The 25,360-nt window shown below is 42.3% G+C and carries 27 protein-coding genes and 1 pseudogene; 3 read left to right on the top strand and 25 right to left on the bottom strand.

Going from position 1 to position 25,360, the window contains the following annotated elements; genetic code table 11:
- Positions 1-75: 75 nt before the first annotated feature.
- The 17 genes from GPK81_RS09320 to GPK81_RS09240 all read right to left on the bottom strand — a co-directional run bounded on the left by GPK81_RS09320 (position 76) and on the right by GPK81_RS09240 (position 13,435).
- Complete coding sequence (locus tag GPK81_RS09320; RefSeq protein WP_215706936.1) at positions 76-546, bottom strand: RNA 2'-phosphotransferase; 471 nt, start codon at positions 544-546, stop codon at positions 76-78.
- 15 nt (positions 547-561) lie between these two features.
- The gene (locus tag GPK81_RS09315) at positions 562-1,008 is read right to left on the bottom strand and encodes a hypothetical protein (RefSeq protein ID WP_215706935.1); all 447 of its coding nucleotides are present in this window, start codon (positions 1,006-1,008) and stop codon (positions 562-564) included.
- A 727-nt stretch (positions 1,009-1,735) separates the two neighbouring features.
- The gene (locus GPK81_RS09310) at positions 1,736-1,876 is read right to left on the bottom strand and encodes a hypothetical protein (RefSeq protein WP_215706940.1); all 141 of its coding nucleotides are present in this window, start codon (positions 1,874-1,876) and stop codon (positions 1,736-1,738) included.
- A 311-nt stretch (positions 1,877-2,187) separates the two neighbouring features.
- On the bottom strand, positions 2,188-2,445 hold the full coding sequence (locus GPK81_RS09305; RefSeq protein WP_021978052.1) for a hypothetical protein: 258 nt from the start codon (positions 2,443-2,445) through the stop codon (positions 2,188-2,190).
- Between the two features lie 255 nt (positions 2,446-2,700).
- On the bottom strand, positions 2,701-3,003 hold the full coding sequence (locus GPK81_RS09300) for a hypothetical protein (protein ID WP_174087858.1): 303 nt from the start codon (positions 3,001-3,003) through the stop codon (positions 2,701-2,703).
- Between the two features lie 141 nt (positions 3,004-3,144).
- Positions 3,145-3,327 carry a cysteine-rich KTR domain-containing protein gene (locus tag GPK81_RS09295; protein ID WP_243003902.1) on the bottom strand — a complete coding sequence of 61 codons (183 nt, stop codon included), beginning with the start codon at positions 3,325-3,327 and terminating at the stop codon, positions 3,145-3,147.
- A 34-nt stretch (positions 3,328-3,361) separates the two neighbouring features.
- Positions 3,362-3,754 carry a DUF998 domain-containing protein gene (locus GPK81_RS09290; protein WP_252196633.1) on the bottom strand — a complete coding sequence of 131 codons (393 nt, stop codon included), beginning with the start codon at positions 3,752-3,754 and terminating at the stop codon, positions 3,362-3,364.
- Positions 3,751-4,362, bottom strand: coding sequence for a TetR/AcrR family transcriptional regulator (locus GPK81_RS09285; protein WP_215706934.1), 612 nt, complete (start codon positions 4,360-4,362; stop codon positions 3,751-3,753). Before GPK81_RS09285 ends, GPK81_RS09290 begins: the two co-directional genes overlap by 4 nt.
- A gap of 395 nt (positions 4,363-4,757) precedes the next feature.
- Positions 4,758-5,222, bottom strand: coding sequence for a GNAT family N-acetyltransferase (locus GPK81_RS09280; protein ID WP_330627623.1), 465 nt, complete (start codon positions 5,220-5,222; stop codon positions 4,758-4,760).
- A 109-nt stretch (positions 5,223-5,331) separates the two neighbouring features.
- Positions 5,332-5,934: a TetR/AcrR family transcriptional regulator gene (locus tag GPK81_RS09275; protein WP_215706933.1), complete on the bottom strand. Its 603-nt coding sequence runs from the start codon at positions 5,932-5,934 to the stop codon at positions 5,332-5,334.
- Positions 5,935-6,117: 183 nt separating this feature from the next.
- Positions 6,118-7,635, bottom strand: coding sequence for an alanine/glycine:cation symporter family protein (locus tag GPK81_RS09270; RefSeq protein WP_021978059.1), 1,518 nt, complete (start codon positions 7,633-7,635; stop codon positions 6,118-6,120).
- Between the two features lie 283 nt (positions 7,636-7,918).
- Positions 7,919-8,431, bottom strand: a complete 513-nt coding sequence (locus tag GPK81_RS09265) for a nitroreductase family protein (RefSeq protein WP_021978060.1) — start codon at positions 8,429-8,431, stop codon at positions 7,919-7,921.
- 66 nt (positions 8,432-8,497) lie between these two features.
- A complete protein-coding gene (locus GPK81_RS09260) occupies positions 8,498-8,959 on the bottom strand; it encodes an NUDIX hydrolase (RefSeq protein WP_021978061.1) in 462 nt (153 codons plus the stop codon).
- Positions 8,960-8,982: 23 nt separating this feature from the next.
- Positions 8,983-9,909, bottom strand: a complete 927-nt coding sequence (locus GPK81_RS09255) for an AEC family transporter (RefSeq protein ID WP_118070532.1) — start codon at positions 9,907-9,909, stop codon at positions 8,983-8,985.
- Between the two features lie 40 nt (positions 9,910-9,949).
- The gene (locus tag GPK81_RS09250) at positions 9,950-11,398 is read right to left on the bottom strand and encodes an ATP-binding protein (protein ID WP_118063885.1); all 1,449 of its coding nucleotides are present in this window, start codon (positions 11,396-11,398) and stop codon (positions 9,950-9,952) included.
- Positions 11,399-11,420: 22 nt separating this feature from the next.
- Positions 11,421-12,122, bottom strand: a complete 702-nt coding sequence (locus tag GPK81_RS09245; protein ID WP_215706932.1) for a DNA alkylation repair protein — start codon at positions 12,120-12,122, stop codon at positions 11,421-11,423.
- Positions 12,119-13,435 carry a Na+/H+ antiporter NhaC family protein gene (locus GPK81_RS09240; RefSeq protein ID WP_243006116.1) on the bottom strand — a complete coding sequence of 439 codons (1,317 nt, stop codon included), beginning with the start codon at positions 13,433-13,435 and terminating at the stop codon, positions 12,119-12,121. Before GPK81_RS09240 ends, GPK81_RS09245 begins: the two co-directional genes overlap by 4 nt.
- A gap of 313 nt (positions 13,436-13,748) precedes the next feature.
- On the opposite strand from GPK81_RS09240, the gene GPK81_RS09235 reads away from it, so the two are divergent.
- Both GPK81_RS09235 and GPK81_RS09230 read left to right on the top strand, forming a co-directional pair.
- Positions 13,749-15,332, top strand: coding sequence for a glucose-6-phosphate isomerase (locus GPK81_RS09235; protein WP_118063889.1), 1,584 nt, complete (start codon positions 13,749-13,751; stop codon positions 15,330-15,332).
- 88 nt (positions 15,333-15,420) lie between these two features.
- Positions 15,421-16,251, top strand: a complete 831-nt coding sequence (locus GPK81_RS09230; protein WP_215706931.1) for a Cof-type HAD-IIB family hydrolase — start codon at positions 15,421-15,423, stop codon at positions 16,249-16,251.
- 96 nt (positions 16,252-16,347) lie between these two features.
- On the opposite strand, the gene GPK81_RS09225 is transcribed toward GPK81_RS09230, so the two are convergent.
- The 8 genes and pseudogenes from GPK81_RS09225 to GPK81_RS09190 form a co-directional block, all read right to left on the bottom strand.
- Complete coding sequence (locus GPK81_RS09225) at positions 16,348-17,790, bottom strand: DUF6935 domain-containing protein (protein ID WP_215706930.1); 1,443 nt, start codon at positions 17,788-17,790, stop codon at positions 16,348-16,350.
- A 294-nt stretch (positions 17,791-18,084) separates the two neighbouring features.
- Complete coding sequence (locus tag GPK81_RS09220) at positions 18,085-19,341, bottom strand: competence/damage-inducible protein A (RefSeq protein WP_215706929.1); 1,257 nt, start codon at positions 19,339-19,341, stop codon at positions 18,085-18,087.
- Between the two features lie 31 nt (positions 19,342-19,372).
- Positions 19,373-19,912: a CDP-diacylglycerol--glycerol-3-phosphate 3-phosphatidyltransferase gene (pgsA, locus tag GPK81_RS09215; RefSeq protein ID WP_015525184.1), complete on the bottom strand. Its 540-nt coding sequence runs from the start codon at positions 19,910-19,912 to the stop codon at positions 19,373-19,375.
- On the bottom strand, positions 19,896-21,233 hold the full coding sequence (rimO, locus tag GPK81_RS09210; RefSeq protein WP_118063896.1) for a 30S ribosomal protein S12 methylthiotransferase RimO: 1,338 nt from the start codon (positions 21,231-21,233) through the stop codon (positions 19,896-19,898). Before rimO ends, pgsA begins: the two co-directional genes overlap by 17 nt.
- A gap of 100 nt (positions 21,234-21,333) precedes the next feature.
- A pseudogene (rpoZ, locus tag GPK81_RS09205) lies at positions 21,334-21,588 on the bottom strand (DNA-directed RNA polymerase subunit omega); the annotation flags it as partial.
- Positions 21,589-21,641: 53 nt separating this feature from the next.
- Positions 21,642-22,262, bottom strand: coding sequence for a guanylate kinase (gene gmk / locus GPK81_RS09200; RefSeq protein ID WP_118070067.1), 621 nt, complete (start codon positions 22,260-22,262; stop codon positions 21,642-21,644).
- Positions 22,255-22,527, bottom strand: a complete 273-nt coding sequence (locus GPK81_RS09195) for an extracellular matrix/biofilm biosynthesis regulator RemA family protein (RefSeq protein ID WP_118070069.1) — start codon at positions 22,525-22,527, stop codon at positions 22,255-22,257. Before GPK81_RS09195 ends, gmk begins: the two co-directional genes overlap by 8 nt.
- 45 nt (positions 22,528-22,572) lie before the next feature.
- The gene (locus GPK81_RS09190) at positions 22,573-23,451 is read right to left on the bottom strand and encodes a YicC/YloC family endoribonuclease (protein WP_021978073.1); all 879 of its coding nucleotides are present in this window, start codon (positions 23,449-23,451) and stop codon (positions 22,573-22,575) included.
- Positions 23,452-23,600: 149 nt separating this feature from the next.
- On the opposite strand from GPK81_RS09190, the gene GPK81_RS09185 reads away from it, so the two are divergent.
- Entirely contained in the window at positions 23,601-25,352 is a 1,752-nt protein-coding gene (locus GPK81_RS09185) for an Rqc2 family fibronectin-binding protein (protein WP_215706928.1), read from the top strand.
- The last annotated feature ends 8 nt before the right edge of the window (positions 25,353-25,360 follow it).

The raw sequence follows: 25,360 nt of genomic DNA, 5'->3' as shown, positions 1-25,360 counted from the left end.
GAGAAGCCTGATTTTCAGGCTTGCCACCCTTGCATATCATAGAAGAATCTTATTTACAGACTTTTTCTCACAGTCTCATTTATACCCATCCTGATACATTTCATGTGCTTCAATTTTATAGACAACCTCTTTTCCATGCCGTCTACCTACATTTTGGGCAGTTTCGATATCTTTGGAAAGATGGACATACAATCTCGATTTTGGAATAAGTCCCTGTTCAAGAATGGATGAAACATATTTTTCTCCAGTTCCATGATAAAGAAACTTTGGAGGTTCTTTCTCTTCTAATTCTACATCTACAGGAATAGAATGTCCCTGATTGGCCCTGATCAGAGTTTTATCATCGTTGAAAGAATAGCGCTGTTTATTATCCGTTTCCACAATTTCTTTCAATATTGCCATATTAAATCCTTCATTATTTTTAGCTATACCGTTAATTAAGTCGTCTACCACTGCCCAGCCATGCTTATCTAATGAGATACCAATAACTTCTGGTTTGTGGCGCAAGATCAAGCTCATATACCGGCTGATATTTTGTAAATTCATTGTTGTCAATGACTCCTATTTTTTCAGATGCAGGGATTGATAATTGTCAAAAAATTCATCTCTGATTACCCTGGCAGCGTCCTCATCTGAAACCTTAAAATGTCTGTGTTCAGGTTCTGACAACCATCTCTCAAATTCCTGCTTATTTCTAAAAGAGTTTTTATTTCGTTCCCATTCCGCCCGCCGGTAATTCTGCAGACAATCCTCTCTTGTCCAGTATCCTGCATAATGCCATTCATTTTTATAGTATTCATACCATTCTGCTCGAACCATAGTATTGTTCGCTATCACATGTTTAACCATAACGTATGGTTTTGTAGCTTCCTGGAAACATCTGATTTCCCATGGACCATTAAAAGGACTCGGATCAACTCCTTTAAGATCCGGAAACTGTTCCCATAATTTTTCGAATGCCTTGTTCATATAGCGGGCCTCATTAATCACTTTCATAAATTCAAACATAATTTATTACCTCGTTTTTCATATAATTTTTCTTAAACTATTTCTAGGCAACTTATCTGTTGAAAAAGAAATTTGCAAAACAATACGGGCAATGCAAATTACAGACATCTGTCATCATTATATTTGCAAAAGAAATTTCGAGTACCTGTATAAAGTTATATTACCATATGCAGGCCGAGCTTACAATAAACAGTATCATATAGTTTCGTAATAAATTGTCACTTTGTTACTGTTCATTTAATTTGGCATGCAATAGATCTGTATATCATTCTTTTTATGTACATATTACAGCTAGGCTTGAGAACATTTTCTACATTTGCATTATCAAACATTTTACTTTGCATAATCTTATCTTCCTTCATCCAGTTTTTCATCAAAAAAAAGAGCCTGCGGGCTCTCCTTAAACAGCATTTTGCTTCTGGACAGAAAAAAATTAAAACATACCGATTTTTGATATTTCTCGGAAAAGATTAAAAATTATGAAATCGACTTATTTTTTCGATGATGAGCATTACAATATCACAATGAAGGGGGCAACTCATAATAAAAAGTAACTCAAAATCGTCTTAAAAATTGCCTGCGAAAATGGTCAAAAACAGCGTTTTGTCATTGTAGTATTTCCTGTTGTTTGGTACCAAATATCACTTAAAAGTATCAAAATATTGTACTATATATCATGAAACAGTACAATATATTGTTATTTGATACATATTATAAAATACATTTCTCAGACATCCGGGAAGCACATTGCAAAACGGATATCTATCTCATTTTTATCTTTCATGACAGAGTTGACTTCACCGCCGATATAGCGGGCGGCCTTATCAACTTTAAGTAAAATTTTATCACTTAATGCTAACTTTCTCATCTTTATCCTTTCAATTTTTTGTACATACTCAACAAAAACAGGTATATAATTTAAGGATGAGTATGCAGTTATTGTCTTTGAACAGGCTTCAAAAGTGTACAAAACTGTGAGCACTTTTGGAGCTTATCATTCATCAAAAAATCTATTTGGTCACAAACTTTTTTCAAGCTGCCATAAGAGTTTTTGACCTGGAGTTTCTGAACACCCCATAATGTTCCTATTATACCTAGATTATTCCATAAGTTCAAGCAGATAATCGTCGTCAAACGGATTTTCATAAATTTTACCGACTGGAACTTTCGAAGATGCCTTTATCTGGTTACGATAATTTTTCTTTTTGGAAGGAATCTGCAAACGGAAGGCATGTTTCTGGATCCTTTTAATCTGAAAATCTGCGTCTGATAAGAATTCACATACTCCCTGTAACTTTTTTCAGCTTCTTCCTTTGATGAAAAACCTGCAATGTGCCCATACTCGATGGTATAAGTATCGGGATTTACCGTTTTTATGAGATGTCCCCAGGTACTGTCGTTGATTTGAAATACCGGATGATTGATTTTTTTGTTCATTATTTTATTTCTCTCTATTTTTTAGTGGATATATCATATTTTGATGCAATTCTTTATTTATTTGGAATTATACTCCTGCTTTCTTCCAATACGGTCTGTTCCCACTTCCGCATAGCCGCTACTTCCCTGTCTGTATGAAGCCAATGCTGCCCATTTTCCACAAAATTCAGTCGGCAATTATTTTCTTCCGAAAATCTCTTTACAATCTTATACGGGATCATTTCATCCTGAGTTCCATATAAAATATTTGTTTCTTTACAGATCGACTTTACTGGATGTTCCCGCACCCAACACAAATAATTGCTGAAATTCCTGATTTCCATGAGTTGCTTCACCTAATGCAACAATCTTTGCCTGTTCTGGAATTGAAATATCTTCAACTGTTACCGCATATTTTTCAAATTCATTTATATCGGCACATTTTCCCGTTCCCAGTCCGCCAAAATAAGAATAAATACTCCCGAGCAAAGCTACAGAAGCCACTACTGTCAATAGCCCGTATTTCAAGACTGAATATTTCCTTTTCTTATGTTTTCTGTTTTTCTTGTATTTACTCACAATTATATTCCTGCTTTCTCCACAGATAGCTTATTTTATTTTGTCTCTAATTTTCATATAAACAAATCTTTTATCAGCGGTTTTCCTGCTTATTGTACAAAAAAAGACACAGGCAAAAATTTTTTATTTCTGCTCTGCGTCTTAGCGTCTGGCGTCTTTCTTATATTCCACTATATGATCTTTTACATTGATAATAAAATTTTTTTTACATTTCGGACAAAACAAAGGAAAATTTTTTAGTTCTGTGTTTTCCAAAACCTGCGTCCTTGTTTTCGCTTTACACTCTGGACATAAAATCCATTTATCCGTTATGATTGATTTCACTCTTCCTCGTCTCCTTTAATTATTTAATTCCATCCTATAAAGGTGCATTCCCAAAACCGCCTGAAAACCTGTTGCTGCAAAAACACTGAACCTCTCGACTATTCCAAAATACTCTTTCGGAACAATGTTCATACCTAATGCACCAACCATCATCATTCCAAGTGCTATTCCTGCAAATACCCCATAGGAACAACAGCTTCTGTTTTTTATCCCGGAAATAATGATTAAGATTAGTGATATGATAGATAACAATACAACGATTACCGTTGACAAAATGTGCATCTGATCCTGAAAGATCGCTTACTGCCTGTGCCATCCAGTTATATCCAGGATAAGCAAGTGGAGAAAATACAACTGCCGCAGTATAAGAAATAAATGCAACAACTCCAAGCAGTCCGCAATAATTTATAAAATTCTTTTTCTTCATTTTACTGCATTCTCCTTACAAAACCATTGCAGATATTCGTCAAGATCGTTTCTTTCCTGATTCTCTGTTTTACATCCTCCACTTCTTCGATCCAGTTCATAATCCATAAGTCCATGAACTGTCATTGCAAAACTTACTGCACTCATATCTGCATTTTGAAAATGAAGTAATTTGTGTACTTCCATTGCATAGAATAACTGTTTCGTTGCAATGATCATTTTTTCTATTTCCTCTGCCAGAATTTTAGCAGCCATCGGCTGGATACTTCGCTCAGAATAAATAACCTTATAGAAATTCAGCATATGTTCCTGCTGATTCATATGAAAGTATCCTCCAACCATCATCCTTAATATTTCCAATGCACTCTTTCCGGCAAAAATAACCGTATAATCAATCGCACCTACATTGGCATTCTTCTTTGCTTCTTCCCGGAGAAATTGATACATTACTTCCACAAGTTCCTCTTTCGATGCAAAATGATTGTATAATGATGGTTTTTTTATCCCAACTTTATCTGCAATCATATTCATAGATACGTTACCAAGTCCTTTATTTGCCGCCAGTTCCAATGTAGCCATGATAATCTCTTTTTTTCTCGTATCACTCATTATTCGTTTTAACCATCCCCTATATATTACCTAATGGTTTTGTTTTAACTACCATTTGGTAGTTTTGCTATATCACATTGATCTGCATAATTCAAGTACATGTTTTACTTTAATTCCGTCCCGAATAAACCATTAATTGAATATCATTATCCGATGATGGTTTACCAGTAAAATCTCCTGCCCTTTACATGTGAAGTGGATATTCACAATCCACTTCACTAAAATAACTGCCCCGGTAGTTTTTTCTTCTCTTTATAAGGAAACAACTTATCAAATTCTTCGGTTTCCTTTTCGTCTACAAAATATCCCGCTGGTGTCGCATACTCTCCCGTAATACCATCCAGATAGCCAGGAATCAGCTCTCTGCATAAAAAGAAAGTCGCATCCTGCCCTTCTTACAGTCCATGATAACGAATGTTAAATTCTCTTGCCGGTCTGAATCCACTTTTCCCATAAAAATCAATATTTCCCTCAAAGCAGACTGCACCACAACCAAATTTCGCAGCCTTGTCTAATGAATAATCCAGTAAGACTTTTCCATATCCTTGTCTTTTCAGTTCTGGAGTAATACAAATCGGTCCCATAGTCATAATTGGAATATTTCTTCCATCATCCACTTTAATACTTGTTCTCATAAACATATTCTGACCGATCAACTTACCATCTTCATCATTTTCATTAAGAAGCATCACAAAATCCAGTTCTGGAACAAATGCCGGATCATTTCGGAGCTGATGCAATACATAATGCTCAAGGCATCCTGGACGATACACATTCCAAAAACTTTCTCTTACCAGATTTTCTACTTTCTGATGTTCTTCCTTTTTCTCTAAACGAATCGTAATATTACTTTTTTCCATTTCTTTTATATCCTTTCAAATTATTCTAGATAAAAAGCCACTAATTTTGATTACTTTGCATTTATCAAAATTAATGGCTCTGCGTCTAAGCGTCTGGCTCTTATGTTTTTTAATTATTGCTATTTCTAATTTCTTCTGTGATTTCGGTCAGCATATGCTCAAACTGACATTTTACTTTCACCTTATCTGATGCTCCATCATACACACTATAATAGAAAAACATATTTGCATAAAATTTAACTGCAGTCTCCTCTGGATTTTCTATTTTCATATTTTTGAACAGATCCTTCACGTATTCTGCCGGTCCAGATATCAGATATTGCTGATACAACTTCTGCATTTCTTCATTTCTAAATTGTTCAAGCGTAAGCATTTTCCGAAATGATGATGCAAAATCATCCTCTGTCCAATACTCAAACATTGATTTGCTGTATCCTACAAAATCTTCTACTGATACGTTCTGATATTCTTCCGGCATTTTCTCAATACTTTCTTCTGGTACTTCATTCTGCCTGGCTTGTTCACTGTCCTGCTGTTCCATTCGTTTCACAATGTGCAAAAATATGTCTCTCTTATTTTCATAATGTCTGTATAACGCTCCTTTAGTCATTCCAAGAACCCCTGCAATCTGACTCACAGATACAGCTTCATATCCATTTTTCGCAAACAAGTGAAGGGCCACAGTCATAATCTCTTCCTTTGTACTTCCCATACATAATCATCTCCCTTACTACAAATAAACGACCGTTTACAGTCCTATTTTAGTAAACGGTCGTTTATTTATCAAGTCATAAATGATTATTTGAGCAAAAGCACAAGGGATTTTAACGTCCCTTGTGCTTTTCTCTTTTCTTTTTCTGTTTCAGCTCAAGCATTCGTTGTTCCGCCGCCTGTTTTATTTTTTTATATATCCCAGATCCGGGTTCTTATAATCCCCTCTGGCTTTTTTCTTTTCCACGTATGGCCCCCACACGTTTGCCTCATCTTTGATACCAACTGTCTCCGGATCAAATAACGGATCAAGCCCTGCATTTTTCTGTTTTTCATAATCTCTGACAATTTTAATAACCTGCGGCGTCAGAAGAAGGATACTGAATGTATTTACCCAGAGCATACAGCCAACTCCGATATCACCCATTGACCAGATCGTATCTCCGTCAATAAGGATTCCGAACAGACAGAAGATCAGGAACAAAATACGTACGATGGTAACTACTACTTTGTTTTCTCCCCACAGATATTTGCAGGTAGACTCCAGCTGATAGGAGTAGGATAACATTGTAGTAAAAATAAAGATAAACAGCATTACTGCCAGAAACATGGCCCCTGTTTTTCCAATTGATACCCTGAGTGCTTCCTGCATGAAAGAAATACCATACTGGATTCCCGGTACCTGTTCTACAAGAAGTACTGCTCCTGTTCCGTCAGCCGCTACATTATATGTACCTGCAAGTAAAATACAAAATCCGGTACAGCTGCACACCAGAAGTGTATCAATATATACAGAAAGTCCCTGTACAAGCCCCTGTTTTACCGGGTGGGAAGTATCGGTTGTCGCTGAGATCAGCGGGCTCATTCCGTTTCCTGCATCATTTGAGAAGAAGCCTCTCTTGATTCCCCATGCCACAGCAGATCCTACAATTCCTCCAAATATTGCATCCTTTCCAAATGCACTGGCAAAAATAGAACCAAACATCCCCGGAATTTCTTTATAATTCATAACAAAAATTGCAATGGTAATCAAGAAATAAATTCCGCACATGATCGGTGCAAGGACTTCTGCAACCTGACCGATACGTTTAATACCGCCCATTGTTACTACTCCAACAATAAGGACCATACCAATTCCAACTACGATAAACGGAATTCCAAATGCTCCTTTGATCGCAGTTGCTGCAGTCTGTGTCTGCATTGCAGGAAGCAGAAAACCAGGTCCAATGAAAACCGCAATACAGAATAATACTGCCAGGATTCTTCCAACCTTCTTATTTTTGAACCCGTTTGACATATAAAATGCCGGGCCGCCTGTTAACTCTCCTAAATTTCTGGTCTTATACGCCTGACCAAGAATACATTCCACAATACCGGTGGAAGCTCCCAGGATTGCTGTTATCCACATCCAGAACAGAGCTCCCGGTCCACCCATAAATATAGCGGTTGCAGTTCCTGCAATATTACCGGTACCGACACGTCCTCCTACGGTTGTCGCAAATGCCTGAAACGCTGAAAGACCGGTATCTTTCTTATTATCTCCCTTTTCTGTCAGACATTTTACCATGTCTTTGAATCTGCGGACCTGAATACCACGTAAACGAACGGTAAACCAGACCGCCGCGCACATCAGGAACACACACATCACCGGATGCCAGATGATGTCATTGATCGCGTTCATTACTGTTACAAATACTTCCATACTCTTTCCTCTCGTCCTTATATATTTAAAACTCTATTCTTTAATTTACTATAATCTGACATTTTTCACAAGTGTTTTCCATATAAAAACCTTTGTTTTTATCAGAAAGACACAGGAATACGTCAAGCGGATATTCGCAATTGAAGCAGGGGACTTACTTGATTTGGGTCAAGCGGATATTCGCAATCCGCTTCGCTACTTGCTCATAACCAAATAACTGCTCCGCAGTTTATTTGGTTAAAAAGGGGAAGCTGACTGTCTTCAGCTTCCCCTTCATATTTAACTACATATAGCTTATTGTTTCTGTTAATTCTTTTCTGCTGTTATGGTTTGGAAGTGCGCCTGTTCCGTCTGCCGCAATTCCAAGATCCAGCAACATCAAAATTTCTTCTTCCTCCGGAAGTCCAAGAGCCTTTGCCAGTTCATCCGGATTGAAAAAATTGATCCAACAGCTGTCAATCCCCTCATTGTAAGCTGCCAGCATCATGTGAGTTGCTACAATACTGGCATCTTCAATCCCGGAATCTCTTTTTCCTCCAGGATATGTGAAAACATTATTCTTATTATATGCTACCACCAAAACAACAGGTGCCTGATAACGGCATGGTGTTGCTTTATCAATTGCTTCCAGTCCCTTTTCAGACTGTACTACATAAATATGCTGTTCCTGAAGATTTTTTGCTGTTGGAGCGACACGTCCGGCCTCCAGGATCTTATCCAGCTTTTCTTTTTTCACTTCCACGTCACTGAATTTTTTGCAGGAATATCTGTTTTTTATTACTTCTGAAAAATCCATTCCAAACCATCCTTCCTATAATTTTTTATTATTTTACCATAAAAACGCAGATGCGCAAACTATCATCTAATACAAATAAATCTTCTTTTCTACAAGTCTGTCCCCTTCATACTGTAATTTTACGGAAAAAAAGCGTTCTTCTCCAGAAAGAAGCAGATCAAGAAATACTTTATCCCCCTCCCATGCAGGCAGTTCAGGCACTTTGGTTTTGTCAACCCAGCAAAGTTGTCCTTCATTACATTCAATCAGTTCTCCTGTATATCTGTCCGCTGTGAAAACACACATAAGCTCAGATTCATATTCATTATTAACAAATGTCACCAGCCCACGAAATTTATAAGATGTAAGTGTTAATCCGGTTTCCTCCTTCACCTCGCGCATAAGACATTCCTCCGGAGTTTCCTGACTTTCTACATGTCCGCCAACACCGATCCATTTTCCACCATTCATGTCATTCTGTTTTTTAATTCTATGAAGCATCAGATATTTGTCATCATTTTCTATATAACATAAAGTGGTTGTCGTCATTTAAATACCTTCTTTCCGTTTAATCACCCTACCACTGCCAACACAATATAAACCAGAATCGAAACAATACAATACAATGAATTTGTTGTAGAAGCATATGCACTGCTTTCTTTCTTTTTCAGAAATGTCTGCATACTGAATGTTGCTGGAGACGACATATATATAATAATTGCCAGATTCAAAAGTCTGGAACTTCCGACCAGATATTTCACAGCTATAAGAACTCCCATTATCATCGCTGCCTGCAAAATAATCCTCAGAAAAATAGTTTTGATACAGGGTCCTATAAGTTCCGGTACCAGTTCCATACTGTACCCAACAACAATAAGGATAATAGGCGTAATTGCAGTTGTCAGAATGCTTTCTGCACTGAGATAGCCAGGACCAAAAGAACTATCCATCAACCGGTTGATCAGCCCCGTCAATCCGGCGATGATTCCAAGAACCGTCCCTATAAAAGCAGGAGTTTTTAATGCACTGTAAAATAAACTTTTTGCATTGATCTTTTCTCCGTTTTCCGTTTGTCCCAGCATTCCCATATACACACTAAAGCCAAAAAGCAATCCTGCAATATCCAGCACCGCAATCTGTGAAAGATTTTCGCTGCCACAAAGGCTTGTATATAAAGGATATGCCATCATTCCGCCTTCATAGATACAGACCAGAAAAGGAAGATATTTTTTATAGGGTTCTTCCATAAATCTCTTCAGCAGGAATCCCACGCCAAATGAAATCAGAAGCATTATGAACATGATCAGCACCAATGTTCCAATCTTTCCACTGTATTTTGCAGTCGCAAGCGCATGAAAAATTGCCACAGGAAGCATAATGTTTGTTACCAGTGTTTTCATGTTATTGACACCATTCTGATCTAAAAGTTTCCACTTTCTACACAGCATTCCAAGAATGATCATAACCAGTACCGGTAAAACAATCTCTAAAACATCCATTTTCTCTGTCATCCTCTCCGTTGTCCTTAATTTTTTATTTCTATCTGTTTCTGTGCATCTGCAAAATTTCCAGCAGCACTTCATATACTTCCATATTTTCCTTTACCACAAGAGCCAGACTCTCTTTCGCCTGGTTCAGAAGATGAAAAAGTCTCCGCACACTGAAATCTTTTTCCGAAGAACACATGAATCTGAGATATCCTTTTTCATCGTAATAATATTGTTCGTCCAGTAATACAACAATCTTCTCCTCGTCTCTCACTGCCTGGGCATCAAGCTGTCCGGATCCCTCTGTCGTCCGCCGCTGATATCCCTGTCTCACAAAATCATTCATAAGATTTTCCGATTCTCGGCCATTACCAGCATACACCACTGCAATATTCGGATACCATCTGGGACTTCTTTTTTCCGGCAGGTGCATCATGTTCTGGATAAAAGTGGAAAGCTCCGCATTGGTACGGATCCGGTTTGTCAGATGAAATTTCTGGAGCCCCGGCAGATTCTCCAGTCTTTCCACAATGCTCCGGTCCAGCTCTTCCGGTGAAATCACATCTTCGGAGTCACTGGAAAAGATCACTGGCCTGTGCTCACTCCATGCAAGCAGAACAGATAATTTTTCCAGGGACAGAAGATGTGCTTCATCCACCAGAATACTGCTGTAACAGCCAAGATCTGTCGTCTTTCTCAACTGATTATCCGCCAAAAAGTCTGTCCGCCGCAGACGTTCATGAAGGAGCTTCCATTCTTTTCCAGCCTCTCCGCAGTGAATGATACAAACCCTCTGTCGTACGGAAAGCTTCATCGCAATATCATAAAGCAGCAATGTTTTTCCTGTTCCGGGAAGTCCGCTGAACCAGAAATATCCTTCTCTTTCTCCACGAATCCGCTTCAGGATCTGTCGTTCAATATCTCTCTGCTGAGAGGTAAGGAAATACTCTTTTTTGAGAAAACGTTCCGGTTCTGTCAGTGGAGAGATCAGATACAGTTCTGCCTGAAACAGCTTTTCAATATCTCCCTCATAGTCCGGGGTTTCTTTCTCCAATGCATTACAAAGCTGTTTCCAGTCTCCCTCCACAATATGATCGTGATTGGTCAGTCTCACCAGACGGTCTTCACTGCTGATATAAGTATACGACAGGATCGGTTTCCCGAAAACGGACAGATAATACCGGTTCTGGATCAGCTGTCTCCGGATGGCCTCGTCCGATACGCTGCCGCTTTTCAGTTCAATATTCACAATCTGGTCATCTTTGATCTGAAGAAGGTCAAACTCCTTTCCAAGCTTCGGAATCTGAAACGAATAAAAAAAACGGAGTTTATATACTTCTTCCATATGTAGTTCCAGCTGTTTCACCAGCGCTTTCATACTTTCCAGTTCCCACTCTTTAATCCGGAGGAAAAAATCTCTGCCAGAAAGCTGACGCTCCAGTTTCTGGATACATTCCATATTCTGATTTCTTGTAAGTGCATAGATCGATATTGCTTTCATATTTTGCCCCTTACTTTACCGTTCATTTCTTTATCCGCAGTGTCCTTAAATATTCCTTCTGCTCCGATGTAATCCGGTAACTTTCAATGGCCTTCTGTATCGTCTTGTTATGAGTCCAGACATCCATCTGACGCTTTTCCAGGAAAGGAAGAACGTTCTCATACTGTTTTGCCAGAGCTGTGGCAAAATACCAGGCACGCATCATATTTACATAATATTCTTCCGACCGGATCGTTGCTACTTTTTCAGGATATTCTGTTTTAAATTCTTCATCCAGATAATGGCGCATCAGCATACTGATCCCAAACCGGATGGTATACGGCTGATCCGATTCTATCCAGCGAAAAACTTCCCGGATAAATATATCCCGGTGTTTTTTCATCATATGGAGTGCCAGCAGATCACAGGTTGCCCAGTTATCAATAAACGGGAGAAAACGCTCCAGTTCTTCCAGACATTTATCATAATCTCTGACCTGCTCGATCAGCAGGCCATGGAGATTATTTTCCTCATAATACTGATGAGGTAAAACCTTCAGGAACAATTCAGATTCTTCTGTTTTTCCAAACTCTTTTGCAAATTTCCGGAGTATCGGTGTCCGGATACCGATGATCTTTTCTTTCTCCACAGTCGGAATCAGCCTTGCATGAAAATCCCGATATCCTGTATCCTGCATTTCGAACAGTCTTTTCCGAACATCCCGGATCATCTCTTCCTGATTCATTTATCATCCCCGCCTTTTACACCAAAGATCGCAATCAGAGAACTTACAAGCAGAAGCATGGGATAAAACAGTTTCGGCATGATCTGAAAAGCAGAAAGCTCAAATCCCAGTTCCTTTGCCGCAGAAATGGCAACCAGCATCTGGGCTCCATACGGGATCACTCCCTGGAAAATACAGGAAAATGTATCCAGGATAGAAGCTGTCTTTCTGGAAGTGATCTTATATTCCAGCGCCATTTCCTTTGCAATGGGGTTGGCCATAACAATGGCTACCGTATTATTGGCTGTTGCGATATCCATGGCTCCAACCAGAAGTCCCATACCGAGAAGTCCGCCCTTTTTCCCTTTAAAAACTCTCTGTATTCCGGAGAGCAGTGCTTCAAAGCCTCCATGCTCACGGATCAGCGCACACATGGCTGCTACAAGGATAGCCACCATGCAGGTCTCGAACATTCCGGAAACGCCGGAGCCGATATTAGTCAGGAGCTCCACAGGTGCGATATGTCCTCCAAGAAGCATGATAAATGCTCCGGAGACAATTCCGATCAGAAGTACCACAAATACATTGATGCCGATGATCCCGCCGATCAGAACCAGAACATACGGAAAGATCTGTATAAGATGATAATCCTGTACCACTCTTCCCTGGATCTCTGTCTGAAAAGACAGGATAAGGATCAGGATCAGTGTAACAACAGCTGCCGGAAATGCGATCCAGAAATTTTCCCGGAATTTATCCTTCATCTGACAGCCCTGACCGTTGCAGGCCGCGATCGTGGTATCAGAAATAAAAGAAAGGTTGTCACCGAACATGGCTCCTCCCATCACCGACGCCACACAAAATGCCATATCAAAACCGGAGGCTTTGGAAACTGCTACCGCAATAGGGGTAAGAAGCGTGATAGTCCCAACAGAGGTTCCCATCGCCACAGATACAAAGCAGGCAACTACAAACAGTACCGCAACGGAAAAACGTGCAGGTATCAGAGAAAGCATGCAGTAGGCCACACTTTCTGCACTGCTGCGCCCCACAACGCCCACAAAAGAGCCTGCAGTCAGAAAGATCAGAAGCATGGTGATGATATTTTTATCTCCTACTCCTTTTGCCATAAGCTCCAGCTTTCTGTCAAAGCTGATCGTTCTGTTCTGAACACATGCCACCAGGATCGCAGCCAGAAAAGCCACAACGATCGGTACATTATAAAATCCCATGGGGATCTTCATCACATACTCAAACAAAATCCCCAGCCCCAGATACAGGACCAGGAAAACACCGATAGGCAGCAGTGCGATCACATTTCCTTTTTTCCTCATTTCCTCCATAAAACAATTCCCTTCATCACTTATTATATTCCCGGCTTTTTCTCCGGGTGATCTGTTTTCTATCATATCATATTTCCCCATTCCTGTCCTGCTGCCGGCGGAAACTTCTTCACATTTCCGGCACGATCCTGTTATCTCTGATATTTTTTACCTTATTTAACAAGATTTTCACTAATTAAATCGTTCCTTCCGTTGAAATCCGGAGCTTTTTTCAGTATAATTGGCTGTAGACAATTGTGAAAAAGATATCCAACGGATTTATAGTGATATCTCGGATCACAGTCATTAAAGGAGGAATATGATTATGGCAACATGGAAAAATCTTGACACTCTTGCTTCTTACAGCACACTTAACGGTCTGAAAGATCACGTGAACATTGCAGAGGCAATGTCCGGCGAGCAGGGTGCAGAACGTGTAAAGAAGTACAGCGTACCGATGGCAGCAGGTCTGGCTTACAATTACGCAGCTAAGGAAGTGGACGAGACCGTTCTTGACGCACTTTCCAAACTGGCTGATGAGGCAGAACTGATTGAGAAATTCCAGGAATTATACAACGGTGCAGTGATCAACACAGGCGAGAAACGTATGGTACTTCATCATCTTGCACGTACACAGCTTGGCGAGCCTGTTGTTGTTGACGGTGTGGACAAGCGTGAATTCTATGTGGCACAGCAGAAGAAGGCCGCAGATTTTGCAAACAGAGTACATGCAGGCGAGATTACAAACGAAGCCGGTGAGAAATTTACTACTGTTGTACAGATCGGTATCGGCGGAAGTGACCTGGGACCGCGTGCATTATATATCGCACTTGAGAACTGGGCAAAGGCAAACAACACCTTCAAGATGGAAGCAAAATTCATCAGCAACGTTGACCCGGATGATGCAGCTGCTGTTCTTGCATCTGTAGATCTTGCTCACTCTCTTTTCATCGTTGTATCCAAATCCGGTACAACACTTGAAACTCTGACAAACGAGGCATTCGTAAAAGACGCCCTTACAAAAGCGGGCCTGAACCCGTCCAGACATATGCTTGCTGTAACCAGTGAGACCTCTCCTCTTGCAAAGAGTGATGAGTACCTTACCGCTATTTTCATGGACGACTATATCGGCGGACGTTACTCTTCTGTTTCCGGCGTAGGCGGAGCAATCCTTTCCCTTGCATTCGGACCGGAGGTATTCGCAGACATCCTTGACGGAGCTGCTGAAGAAGATAAGCTTGCAACAAATAAGAACATTCTTGAGAACCCGGATATGCTGGATGCCCTGATCGGCGTTTATGAAAGAAACGTACAGGGATATCCTTCTACTGCAGTTTTACCATACTCCCAGGCATTAAGCCGCTTCCCAGCTCATCTTCAGCAGTGTGATATGGAGTCTAACGGTAAATCCGTAAACCGCTTTGGTGAGCCGGTGGATTATGTGACCGGACCGGTGATCTTCGGTGAGCCAGGAACCAACGGACAGCATTCCTTCTACCAGCTTCTGCATCAGGGAACCAATATTGTTCCGCTTCAGTTCATCGGCTTTAAAAAGAGCCAGCTTGGTGTTGATGTTGATATCGAGAACAGCACAAGCCAGCAGAAACTCTGTGCAAACGTTGCAGCACAGATCGTTGCTTTTGCATGCGGAAAAGAAGATGAGAACCTGAACAAAAACTTCAAGGGCGGACGTCCTTCCAGTATCATTGTCGGTGAGGAACTTACACCGAAGTCTCTGGGTGCGCTTCTTGCACACTTTGAGAACAAGATCATGTTCCAGGGCTTTGTATGGAACCTGAACAGCTTTGACCAGGAGGGTGTACAGCTTGGTAAGGTTCTTGCAAAACGTGTTCTTGCTCATGATACAGACGGAGCACTGAAGGTTTACAGTGATCTTCTGAATATCTGATAAGCAGATAAAAACCGTCCCGGGAAATATTTTTTTCGGGACGGTTTTTTTGTATATGTGACCTTAACCGTGAAAGGAATTCTTAAATATGCAGCAGATAAAAATGATCGGTCTTGATCTGGACGGTACTCTTCTGAACACCAAAAAAGAGCTCACAGAAAATACCAGGCGTGTTCTCAGGGAAGCTATTGATGCAGGGATCCTTGTTCTGATGGCTACCGGCCGGCCATATACTGGCATTCCCGAGGAACTGAGAAATTTTCCGGGAATCCACTACGCTCTCACCTCCAACGGAGCCAGAGTCCTTGATACAGACCATAATAAACTTCTTATCGAGCAGCTTCTTCCTATGGAAAGTGCAAAAAAAGCTCTTCGCATCTTCGAAAAATACGATACTTTAAGTGAGATCTATTTTGACGGCCAGGGATATGCAGACGCTGCCAAGCTTGACAATGTAGGAAAATATCATCATGATCCCAATATGTGGAATTACGTTAGATCCACCCGTATTGCAGTTCCTGATATCTGGGATGTCATTGCAAAAGAAAACAGAAACATGGATAAGGTGCAGGCACTTTTTGCCAACCTGGATGAGCGTGCAGCTGCCTGGAAGGAATTAAGCGAACTTAAGGAACTGGAGCTTGTCGGTTCCTTAAGCTATAATATTGAGATCAATGCAGCAGGTGTCAATAAAGGAACTGCCCTTGTTGCGTTAGGTAAAATGCTGGGAATCCCAAGAGAATCCATTATGGCATGCGGAGACGGAGACAATGATGTGCATCTTCTCCGGGAAGTTGGCTTCGGCGTAGCCATGGCCAATGCACAGTCGCAGGTAAAAGATGTGGCGGATTATATTACCTCTTCTAATGATGAAGATGGTGTAGCACGCGCCATTGAAAAGTTTGCGCTGCACCGATGAGATATTCTATTATGTATGCCAAAAAGGAACCGACAGTTTTTACGCTGTCGGTTCCTTTTTTAGAATGGGATTGAATAGCGGTACATTCACATTCGATCAATATTCATAGTTTCCTGCCGGCTGTTTGATCCTGGTAAGAAGATCATGCCAGGACTGATCCCAGATATACCATTTTCCGGTTTTGGAGTGCTTATATGTACAGATCCATCTGGAGCTGTCGCTGCCTGCAAAATCAGTAAATGATCTGTAGATCGCAGGAGTGGTCTGGGTCGGTTCAAAATACGGGATATCTTCACTGATGGAATTTCCCTTACCCGGAAGTGTGTCCTGTCTTAACGTAATGGAAATCGGTTTAGACGGAGTATAATTGTTGGCCGGAGTTGCTCCGTTCAGGTAAGAATTGCCAAGATATTTATATCCGTTATCCGCTTTCATACGATCTCTCAAAAAGTTTTTGTAATACTGAGTCATCTCTTTATTGTTGAGATAAGAAATCATCTCCTCGCAGTCCGTCGGATTGGTCGGTGTCCAGGTACGATATGCAAGGATCAGAAGAGCCATGGTCTTATAGCGGCTGTCTGCCGTTGTGATATCATACTGTTTCAGCTCCTCTGCATTGGTCGGGATCGTGGTAAAGGTGTAAGTATAGGTATTTATCGTTACATCAATGACTTCCTTCTGTCCTTTATCGTTGGTGATCTCTTTTTTTGCAGATTTAGTTCCTTTTGTAAGAACCGGCTCCACCTGTTTCTTTACTGTCTGTGTCACGTGGACAATACAGCTGCCTCGCCAGGTACTCTTATCCCGGACCTGGATCTTTGTTGTTCCCACATTCACTGCCGTTACTTTGCCTTTACTGTCTACAGTTGCAACAGATGTATCATCACTGGTCCATACAAGAATCTCTTTATAATTCTTTACCTGAAGCTGTCTCACATCACCTTTATTCATATTTAAGGTGGTGGCACTTAAAGATGGTTTCGGCACCGGTGTAGGTGTCGGCTTCGATTTCTGCGTTGCTTTTACTGTAACCTTACAGTTGAATTTCTTCGTATTTACCTTCGCTGTGATCACTGCTGTTCCTTTTTTCACTGCGGTGATCTTTCCTTTGGAATCCACACGTGCGATCTTCGGATTGGAAGAAGAATATTTCACCTTCACAGTTGTTCCTGTCAATTTAATGGCACTGGATTCCTTTTCTGTTAATGTCAGCGATGTCCTGCTGAGCTTCGGTGTTTCTACCTTTACAACACATTTATATGTTTTTTTGCTTACCTTTGCATAGATCGTTGCGGAGCCTTTATTTTTTGCAACCACCTGGCCTTTGCTGTTTACGGTCGCAACGCTCTTTTTGGAAGATCTCCAGGCAACCTTCTGCTTGGTCCCGGTAACCTTGAGTGTTGTCTTCTCACCTTTTAAAAGAGTTACTTTTGTTCTGTTCAGTTTTGGTGCGGCGCTGACCGTCACACTTCCAAATGCCATCGTAAAAATAAGGCTGATCAGCAGCACAAAACACAACAGATTTTTTTTCTTTTTCATTCTGATTTCCCCCTTTCCGGTAAAACGTATATTTACGTCATATATTGCTTTAATCATATTTTAGAGGAAATCTCTTATAAAAACACTAGCACTTATGATAGTATCCTTGTAAATATGATCGTTTATATTCTTTCATCGCCCATAACGGGGCTTATTGTCAGGAAACAAAAATAAAACAGGACTGATTTTTGATACAGATACTTGAAATCAAAAGTTTCATCTGTTTAAAAATCAGTCCTGTTATATAAAAAATATCATGATTGATCCGTAATAGCAGGCAGATCAAGGCATTCGCTATCTGCTCATAATGATACAGTCACGTAACATCGCCAGTGCATGCGCTGTAGTCTGCTCGCGGATTCGCATGCGGTTTCCTGTGAAGTGGAACTCTTTGGCAATAGCCTTGCCCTTATAGCAGCAGCCCATAAATACAGTACCAACCGGAGTTTCCTTTGTTCCGCCTCCCGGTCCTGCCAGACCCGTCACGGAAATACTGATGTCTGCTCCGGATGCTTTGCAGGCGCCCTTTGCCATTTCTCTGGCACATTTGGCGGAAACTGCCCCCTGCTCCTTCAGAGTACGCTTCTTCACTCCCAGACATTTATGCTTGGCCTTGTTACTGTAAGTCACAAAGCCATAGACAAACACCTCAGACGCACCGGATACATTGACAATGCGCTGGGCGATCATACCGCCGGTAAGCGATTCCGCCAGGGAAAGCTTCAGATCTTTCTCTTTCAGAAGATCGATCACCGCTTCCTCCAGTGTCTTGCTCTCATCTGTGGCAAAAACATTCTCTCCAAAACGCTTCTTTAGCTCCTTGACAACCGGTTTGATCAGCTTTCTGCAGGCCTTTTCATTCTCTGCGCTTGCTGTCACACGAAGATGCACTTCACCGGTTTTGGCATAAGGTGCAATGGTAGGATTGGTCTGACTTTCGATCAGATCCTGGATCTCCTCTGCTACCTGGCTCTCACCGATCCCGCTGATCTTAACCATCTGGGATACAATGATCTCCGGCTGGTTTTTCTGCAGATACGGGACAACGTACTCCTCGAACATGGGCTTCAGCTCATTGGGAGGTCCCGGAAGAAGGATCGCGGTTTTTCCTTTTTTTTCAAGGATCAGTCCCGGAGCAGTTCCGTTATGATTATCAAGAACAATGGCTCCCTCAGGGACCATGGCCTGTTTGTAGTTGTTCTTCGTGATACGTCTCTGGGGATTGTTTTTCTCATATTCCTTCAGATATTTATCGATCAGTTTCCTTGAGTGGGAATCTTCCTTAAGCGGCATTCCCATCAGATCAGCAGTTACTTCCTTGGTGATATCATCCTCTGTTGGTCCAAGGCCTCCGGTCAGGATCACAACATCGGAACGGTCCAGTGCGGTACGGATCACGTCACGCATACGGCCTTCATTATCCCCTACTACATCCTGATAGTAAACACTTAACCCAAGCAGGGCGCATTTTTCAGAAAGATAGGCACTGTTGGTATTTACGATATTTCCAAGAAGGATCTCGGTTCCTACAGATATCAGTTCTGTGATCATGGAAAGAAACTCCTTTCGTATACTCTGATCCCTACTCCTGCATGGAAAGGACCTTTCTGTTCTGCATGATATAAGTCAGCAGGGAGATAATGGTCAGTGCAACGGACAGCCAGATAAATATCTGTGTCAGCACTGCAAAAACGCCTCCAAAGTCCAGCATCAGAAGTATGATCATGATCATCTGGGAAACGGTTTTGAATTTTCCCCAGTAGTTTGCGGCAATGACAATTCCGTTCTCAGCTGCGATCAGACGGAAACCGCTGATGATAAATTCGCGTCCAATGATAATGATCACAACCCATGCCGGAAGCTTGTCAACCTCGATCATACAGATCATGGCAGAGCATACCAGAAGCTTGTCAGCCAGCGGATCCATAAATTTTCCAAAATTGGTTATCAGATTATATTTTCTGGCAAGATGACCGTCAAACCAGTCTGTCACACTTGCTGCGACAAAAATCGCAAGACAGATCCAGCGGTTTGCTTCTCCTCCCCATCCTGTCAGTAAGAAAACTACAAGAAATGGTACAAGTATCATTCTTGCAACTGTAAGTTTATTCGGTGTATTCATCGCTCAGCACTCCTATCAAATCATACTCAAGCGCACCTGTCACACGTACCTTTGCAAAATCACCTGTCATAAGCAGTTCGCCTGTCTGAACGAAAATGTATCCGTCAACCTTCGGTGCATCCCCATAGGTACGTCCGATATAGGCACTTTCATCTGCAACTTTTCCTTCGATCATAACAAGAAGTTCCTGTCCGATACGGTCCTGGCCTCTGTCGTAAGAGATTTCCTGCTGAAGCTCCATCAGCTCGTCTCTGCGTTCTTCCTTCACTTCTTCCGGAACCTGGTCTGCCATCTCTGCTGCCGGGGTATTCTCCTCCGGAGAGTAAGTGAAGACACCGAGACGGTCAAATTCCATCTCATCTACGAACTCCTTCAGTTCTTCATGATCTTCCTCCGTCTCCCCCGGAAATCCGGTGATCAGAGTTGTACGCAGTACGATATCCGGAATCTCCTTACGGAGCTTTCCGATAATATCGATCAGTTCCTGTTTGGAAGTGCGGCGGCCCATTCTCTTAAGAATGCGGTCCGATGCGTGCTGGATCGGAATATCCAGATAATGACAGATCTTTTTCTCATCACGAATGGTTTCGATCAGTTCATCGTAAATCTCCTCCGGATAGCAGTAAAGGATGCGGATCCAACGGATACCTCTGATCTCACAGAGCTTCTTTAAAAGAATGTGAAGAGATTTTTTGCCGTAAAGATCCTTTCCGTAAACGGTGGTCTCCTGTGCTACCAGGATCAGCTCTTTCACTCCCTGTTCAGCCATATCCTCTGCCTGGGCAATGAGGCGCTCCATTGGGACGCTTCGAAATTTACCTCTGAGCTTCGGGATGATGCAGTAGGTACAGTGCTTGTCGCAGCCTTCCGCGATCTTCAGGTAGCCGAAATGTCCACCTGTTGTAAGGACACGTTTGCTTCCTGTATCCGGCAGATAATCAATATCACGGAATTCTTCGAAATGATTTCCGGCTACTGCTTCCTCCAGAGCCTTTACGATGTCGCCGTAGGATGTAGTTCCAAGAACAGCATCGACCTCCGGAACCTCCTCAATGATCTCTTTCTGGTATCGCTGTGCCATACAGCCGGTAACGATCAGTGCATGGCAGCTTCCTGTTTTTTTGTACTCTGCCATTTCAAGAATGGTTTCCACACTCTCTTCCTTGGCATCCTTGATAAAACAGCAGGTATTGATCACGATTGCATCTGCCTGTGTCTCATCGTCTGTGATCTCATGACCTCCGGCTGTAAGAAGTCCCAGCATTTCCTCGGAATCCGCCAGGTTCTTATCACAGCCAAGAGAGATGAATAATATCTTCATACAGTTACTCCGCTTCTGTCTGAGCTGCATCTGCAGTCTCAGTGCTCTCTGCGTTCTCACCTTCTGCTGCCTCAAGGGCCTCTTTCTCTGCTTCAAGAGCTTCCAGTTCTTCCTCTTCTTCCTGTCCGGGAAGGATCTTTACCTTGCCCTTGTAGAGCTCATCAATGGCAACGGAAAGCGGTTTCTTTCCTGCTGCACCAGGTACAAGCGGCTCTGCTCCTGCGATCAGCTGACGTGCACGTTTGCTTGCTGCAAGTACAAGAGAATAACGGCTGTTCAGCACGAGAGCCTCATCGTCGTCCTCGTTGTTTGTGTTGATAGCCTCAATTAATTCTGAATAAGATGGATGTATCATATCTTTTCTCCCTTCTGTAACGGCAGGGCCGTATTTAACTTGTTAATTGGTATTTATAAAAAAGCTTCCGCTTCTTTCTGAATTCTGGATACAAAATCATGGTTTCTGGATGCGCGCATACGCTCACATCGGATGGTTTCATGAAGTGTATCAACACATTCCTCCAGATCATCGTTGATCAGGAGATAGTCGTATTTATCCATTCCCTTGGATTCTTCAACGGCTCTTCTGAGACGTCCGTTGATCACATCCAGAGTTTCTGTTCCGCGGCCTACCAGACGGTTCTTAAGCTCTCCCATAGATGGCGGGCAGACAAATACAAGCAGAGTATCCGGGAATTTCTCACGGATCTTCATGGCTCCCTGGATCTCGATCTCAAGGATCACATCTTTTCCTGCTGCAAGCTGTTCCTCCACATATTTACGAGGAGTACCGTAATAATTCTCCACATACTGTGCGTATTCGATCAGTCCGTCTTCCCGGATCAGCTGTTCAAATTCTTCTTTTGTGCGGAAGAAATAAGCTTCTCCGTCTTTTTCGCCTGGTCTTGGATTTCTGGTGGTAACAGAAACGGATAATGCATAATTGTCATATTTCTCCATCAGCCGTTTCATGACGGTGCCCTTTCCGGAACCGGAAAAACCAGAAACAACAACTAAAATTCCCTTACTCATTTCCTTCCTCCCTCTCTTCCTCTCCGTAGGCTTCCGAAAATCTCCTGGCAATGGTTTCCGGCTGCAAAGCGGAAAGCACAAGATAATCATCGGAAGTAACGATCACTGCTTTTGTTTTTCTTCCCTGTGTGGCATCAATCAGGGTGCGGGTTCCCTTGACACTCTGTATCATGCGCTTCACAGGAGCGGCATCCGGACTTACCACAGCCACGATCTTGCGTGAATTGACAACATTTCCAAAGCCTACATTAATAAGTTTCGCCATTTACGCTCTCCCTTTCTGTCTGTGTACAGCCTGTTTCCTGTCCGGTTACTCGATATTCTGGATCTGCTCACGGATCTTCTCGATCTCTGTCTTCAGATCGATAGCCGCGTTGGATACGGTAAGATCATTGGATTTAGACAGGATGGTGTTCGCCTCACGGTTCATCTCCTGTGCCATGAAATCCATCTTACGTCCCACGCCCTCGTCCTCATCCAGGATCTTTCTCATTCCGTGGATGTGGCTTCGAAGACGTACCGTCTCCTCGTCATTGCAGATCTTATCTGAAAAAAGTATCACCTCCGCGGCAATCCTGGAATCATCGATCTGGTTATCTTCAAGAAGCTCGTGCATCTTGGCTTCCAGTTTCTCCCGATAAGCCTTTACTACTTCCGGAGAACGTTTTTCCACTACATCGACCTTTGCTTCCAGTCCGTCCAGCTTCCCAAGAAGATCCTGTTTCAGATTGGCACCCTCACGCTGGCGGGTCTCCACAAATTTCCGGCAGGCCTCATGAAGCGGACCCTCCAGAAAATTCCAGAGCTCTTCCTCATCCGGAGCCTGCTCTTCCATTGTAAATACATCCGGATATCTGGAAAGTGTGGAAACACGGATATCGTTCTCGATCCCCAGCTCCTCACTCATCTGGTTCAGATAGCCCAGATATTCCTTTGCCAGCTCTGCATTGTATTTCAGAGCCATTCCGCCCATCGTATAGTCTTCATAGGTGATGAACACATCGACTTTGCCACGGCGGATATAAGTCTTCATCACATTTCGGATCTCTCCCTCAAAATAGCTGAGTCTTTTCGGCATTTTGATGTTCAGATCCAGATATCTGTGATTGACGGATTTCAGTTCAACAGAAACCTTACGCTCTCTGGAAACTGCTTCTGCCCTGCCAAAGCCGGTCATACTTTTTATCATGTTATCCTCCAATACTGCCTCTTAAGTTTATCGGCTGCTGATAAATGCAGCTAATGATTGCATACGGATTTATTATAGTTCATTCCAAAACCCTAGTCAAACTCTTTTTTTACTGTTATAATGATTGATGTTGAAATGGAGGTAAAATCATGGCATTTGACGGAATTACAGTCTCCGCCCTTGTGGCAGAGATCGATGATAATTTAAAAGGCGGACGTATCAACAAGATCGCCCAGCCGGAAAACGATGAACTTTTGATCACAGGAAAGGGCGCCAACGGACAGAAACGTCTTCTCTTAAGTGCAAGCGCATCCCTTCCTCTGATCTATTTTACAGATAAGAACCGTATCAGCCCTTTAACCGCACCGAATTTCTGCATGCTTCTCAGAAAGCACATCGGAAGCGCCCGCATCCTTGATGTAAAGCAGCCTGGAATGGAGCGTGTGGTGGAATTTGAGCTGGAGCATCTTAATGAGCTGGGGGATCCCTGCAGAAAGCGTCTGATCATGGAGCTGATGGGCAAGCACAGCAACATCATCTTCTGTGACGAAAAGGGAATGATTCTGGACAGCATCAAACACGTCTCTTCCCATATGAGCTCTGTCCGTGAGGTTCTTCCCGGAAGAGAATATTTCATTCCCAATACCAGGGATAAAGAAAATCCGCTGACTGTTTCCGAGGAGGAGTTCACACAGCACATCTGCAAAAAGCCTGTGAATATTTCCAGGGCGCTTTACACTTCACTCACAGGTATGAGCCCGGTAATGGCTGAGGAGATCTGCTACCGTGCATCCATTGACGGAAGCGATGCAGCGCAGTCCCTGGATGAGGCAGCCTGCACCCATCTTTATCATACCTTTCTCCGCCTTATGGAACAGATCCGGAACAGAGAGTTCACCCCGAATATTGTCTACCGCGGAGAGGAGCCTGTGGAATACGGTGTCTTTCCTTATCAGCAGTTTGGCAGTGAATACCGCAGCGAAACCTTTGACAGTGTCTCTGTTATGCTGGAGACCTATTATGCTACCAAAAGTCTGCTGACACGCATCCACCAGAAATCCTCCGATCTTCGCCGTGTAGTACAGACTGCTCTGGAACGTAACCGCAAAAAATACAACATCCAGAAAAAGCAGCTGAATGATACTTCAAAAAAAGATAAGTTCAAAGTCTACGGTGAACTGATCAACACCTACGGATACGGGCTTGAGGAAGGCTGCAGATCCTTTAAGGCACTGAATTATTATACCAACGAGGAGATCTCCATCCCTCTTGACCCGACACTGACACCGGCACAGAATTCCAAGAAATATTTTGATAAATACGGAAAGCTGAAGCGTACAGAGGAAGCCGTCACCGAACAGATCGCAGATACGGAAAGTGAGATCTCTCATCTGGAATCTATCTCCAATGCTCTGGATATCGCCAGATCTGAAAGTGACCTTTCCCAGATCAAGGAAGAGCTCACTGAGTACGGCTATATCAAACGTCACTACACAAACAAAAAAGGCCAGAAAGCCCAGCCGAAATCAAAACCGCTCCACTATATATCCAGTGACGGTTTTGATATCTATGTTGGAAAAAACAATTTCCAGAATGATGAGCTGACCTTCAAGTTCGCAACCGGAAATGATTGGTGGTTCCATGCAAAGAAGATGGCAGGTTCCCACGTGATCGTCCGCACCAAAGACGGTGAACTTCCGGACCGTACCTTTGAAGAAGCAGGGCGCCTGGCAGCCTGGTATTCCAAAGGTCATTCTGCTCCTAAAGTAGAAATCGACTACATCCAGAAAAAACATGTAAAGAAGCCTGCAGGTGCAAAACCTGGTTTCGTTGTATATTATACCAACTATTCTCTGATGGCTTCTCCGGATATCTCGGATCTGAAAGAGGTTACAGAATAATAATTAAT

Origin of the sequence: Blautia sp. MCC283, from assembly GCF_018785565.1 — a bacterium.
Lineage (GTDB): Bacteria > Bacillota > Clostridia > Lachnospirales > Lachnospiraceae > Blautia_A.
Note: the sequence above shows the minus strand (reverse complement) of the source record. Positions and strands in the feature narration are given on the sequence as shown.

Bases quoted from the DNA above. Each gene is read 5' to 3' on its own strand.
- rimO (WP_118063896.1), bottom strand. From the start codon at position 21,233: ATGAAGATATTATTCATCTCTCTTGGCTGTGATAAGAACCTGGCGGAT.
- GPK81_RS09195 (WP_118070069.1), bottom strand. From the start codon at position 22,527: ATGGCGAAACTTATTAATGTAGGCTTTGGAAATGTTGTCAATTCACGC.
- GPK81_RS09275 (WP_215706933.1), bottom strand. From the start codon at position 5,934: ATGGGAAGTACAAAGGAAGAGATTATGACTGTGGCCCTTCACTTGTTT.
- GPK81_RS09245 (WP_215706932.1), bottom strand. From the start codon at position 12,122: ATGAATCAGGAAGAGATGATCCGGGATGTTCGGAAAAGACTGTTCGAA.
- GPK81_RS09230 (WP_215706931.1), top strand. From the start codon at position 15,421: ATGCAGCAGATAAAAATGATCGGTCTTGATCTGGACGGTACTCTTCTG.
- GPK81_RS09240 (WP_243006116.1), bottom strand. From the start codon at position 13,435: ATGAGGAAAAAAGGAAATGTGATCGCACTGCTGCCTATCGGTGTTTTC.
- GPK81_RS09320 (WP_215706936.1), bottom strand. From the start codon at position 546: ATGAATTTACAAAATATCAGCCGGTATATGAGCTTGATCTTGCGCCAC.
- GPK81_RS09280 (WP_330627623.1), bottom strand. From the start codon at position 5,222: ATGGAAAAAAGTAATATTACGATTCGTTTAGAGAAAAAGGAAGAACAT.
- GPK81_RS09270 (WP_021978059.1), bottom strand. From the start codon at position 7,635: ATGGAAGTATTTGTAACAGTAATGAACGCGATCAATGACATCATCTGG.
- GPK81_RS09290 (WP_252196633.1), bottom strand. From the start codon at position 3,754: ATGAAGAAAAAGAATTTTATAAATTATTGCGGACTGCTTGGAGTTGTT.
- GPK81_RS09310 (WP_215706940.1), bottom strand. From the start codon at position 1,876: ATGAGAAAGTTAGCATTAAGTGATAAAATTTTACTTAAAGTTGATAAG.
- GPK81_RS09235 (WP_118063889.1), top strand. From the start codon at position 13,749: ATGGCAACATGGAAAAATCTTGACACTCTTGCTTCTTACAGCACACTT.
- GPK81_RS09305 (WP_021978052.1), bottom strand. From the start codon at position 2,445: ATGAACAAAAAAATCAATCATCCGGTATTTCAAATCAACGACAGTACC.
- GPK81_RS09285 (WP_215706934.1), bottom strand. From the start codon at position 4,362: ATGAGTGATACGAGAAAAAAAGAGATTATCATGGCTACATTGGAACTG.
- GPK81_RS09185 (WP_215706928.1), top strand. From the start codon at position 23,601: ATGGCATTTGACGGAATTACAGTCTCCGCCCTTGTGGCAGAGATCGAT.
- GPK81_RS09220 (WP_215706929.1), bottom strand. From the start codon at position 19,341: ATGATCACAGAACTGATATCTGTAGGAACCGAGATCCTTCTTGGAAAT.
- GPK81_RS09260 (WP_021978061.1), bottom strand. From the start codon at position 8,959: ATGACGACAACCACTTTATGTTATATAGAAAATGATGACAAATATCTG.
- GPK81_RS09250 (WP_118063885.1), bottom strand. From the start codon at position 11,398: ATGAAAGCAATATCGATCTATGCACTTACAAGAAATCAGAATATGGAA.
- GPK81_RS09225 (WP_215706930.1), bottom strand. From the start codon at position 17,790: ATGAAAAAGAAAAAAAATCTGTTGTGTTTTGTGCTGCTGATCAGCCTT.
- pgsA (WP_015525184.1), bottom strand. From the start codon at position 19,912: ATGAATACACCGAATAAACTTACAGTTGCAAGAATGATACTTGTACCA.
- GPK81_RS09190 (WP_021978073.1), bottom strand. From the start codon at position 23,451: ATGATAAAAAGTATGACCGGCTTTGGCAGGGCAGAAGCAGTTTCCAGA.
- GPK81_RS09255 (WP_118070532.1), bottom strand. From the start codon at position 9,909: ATGGATGTTTTAGAGATTGTTTTACCGGTACTGGTTATGATCATTCTT.
- gmk (WP_118070067.1), bottom strand. From the start codon at position 22,262: ATGAGTAAGGGAATTTTAGTTGTTGTTTCTGGTTTTTCCGGTTCCGGA.
- GPK81_RS09265 (WP_021978060.1), bottom strand. From the start codon at position 8,431: ATGGATTTTTCAGAAGTAATAAAAAACAGATATTCCTGCAAAAAATTC.
- GPK81_RS09315 (WP_215706935.1), bottom strand. From the start codon at position 1,008: ATGTTTGAATTTATGAAAGTGATTAATGAGGCCCGCTATATGAACAAG.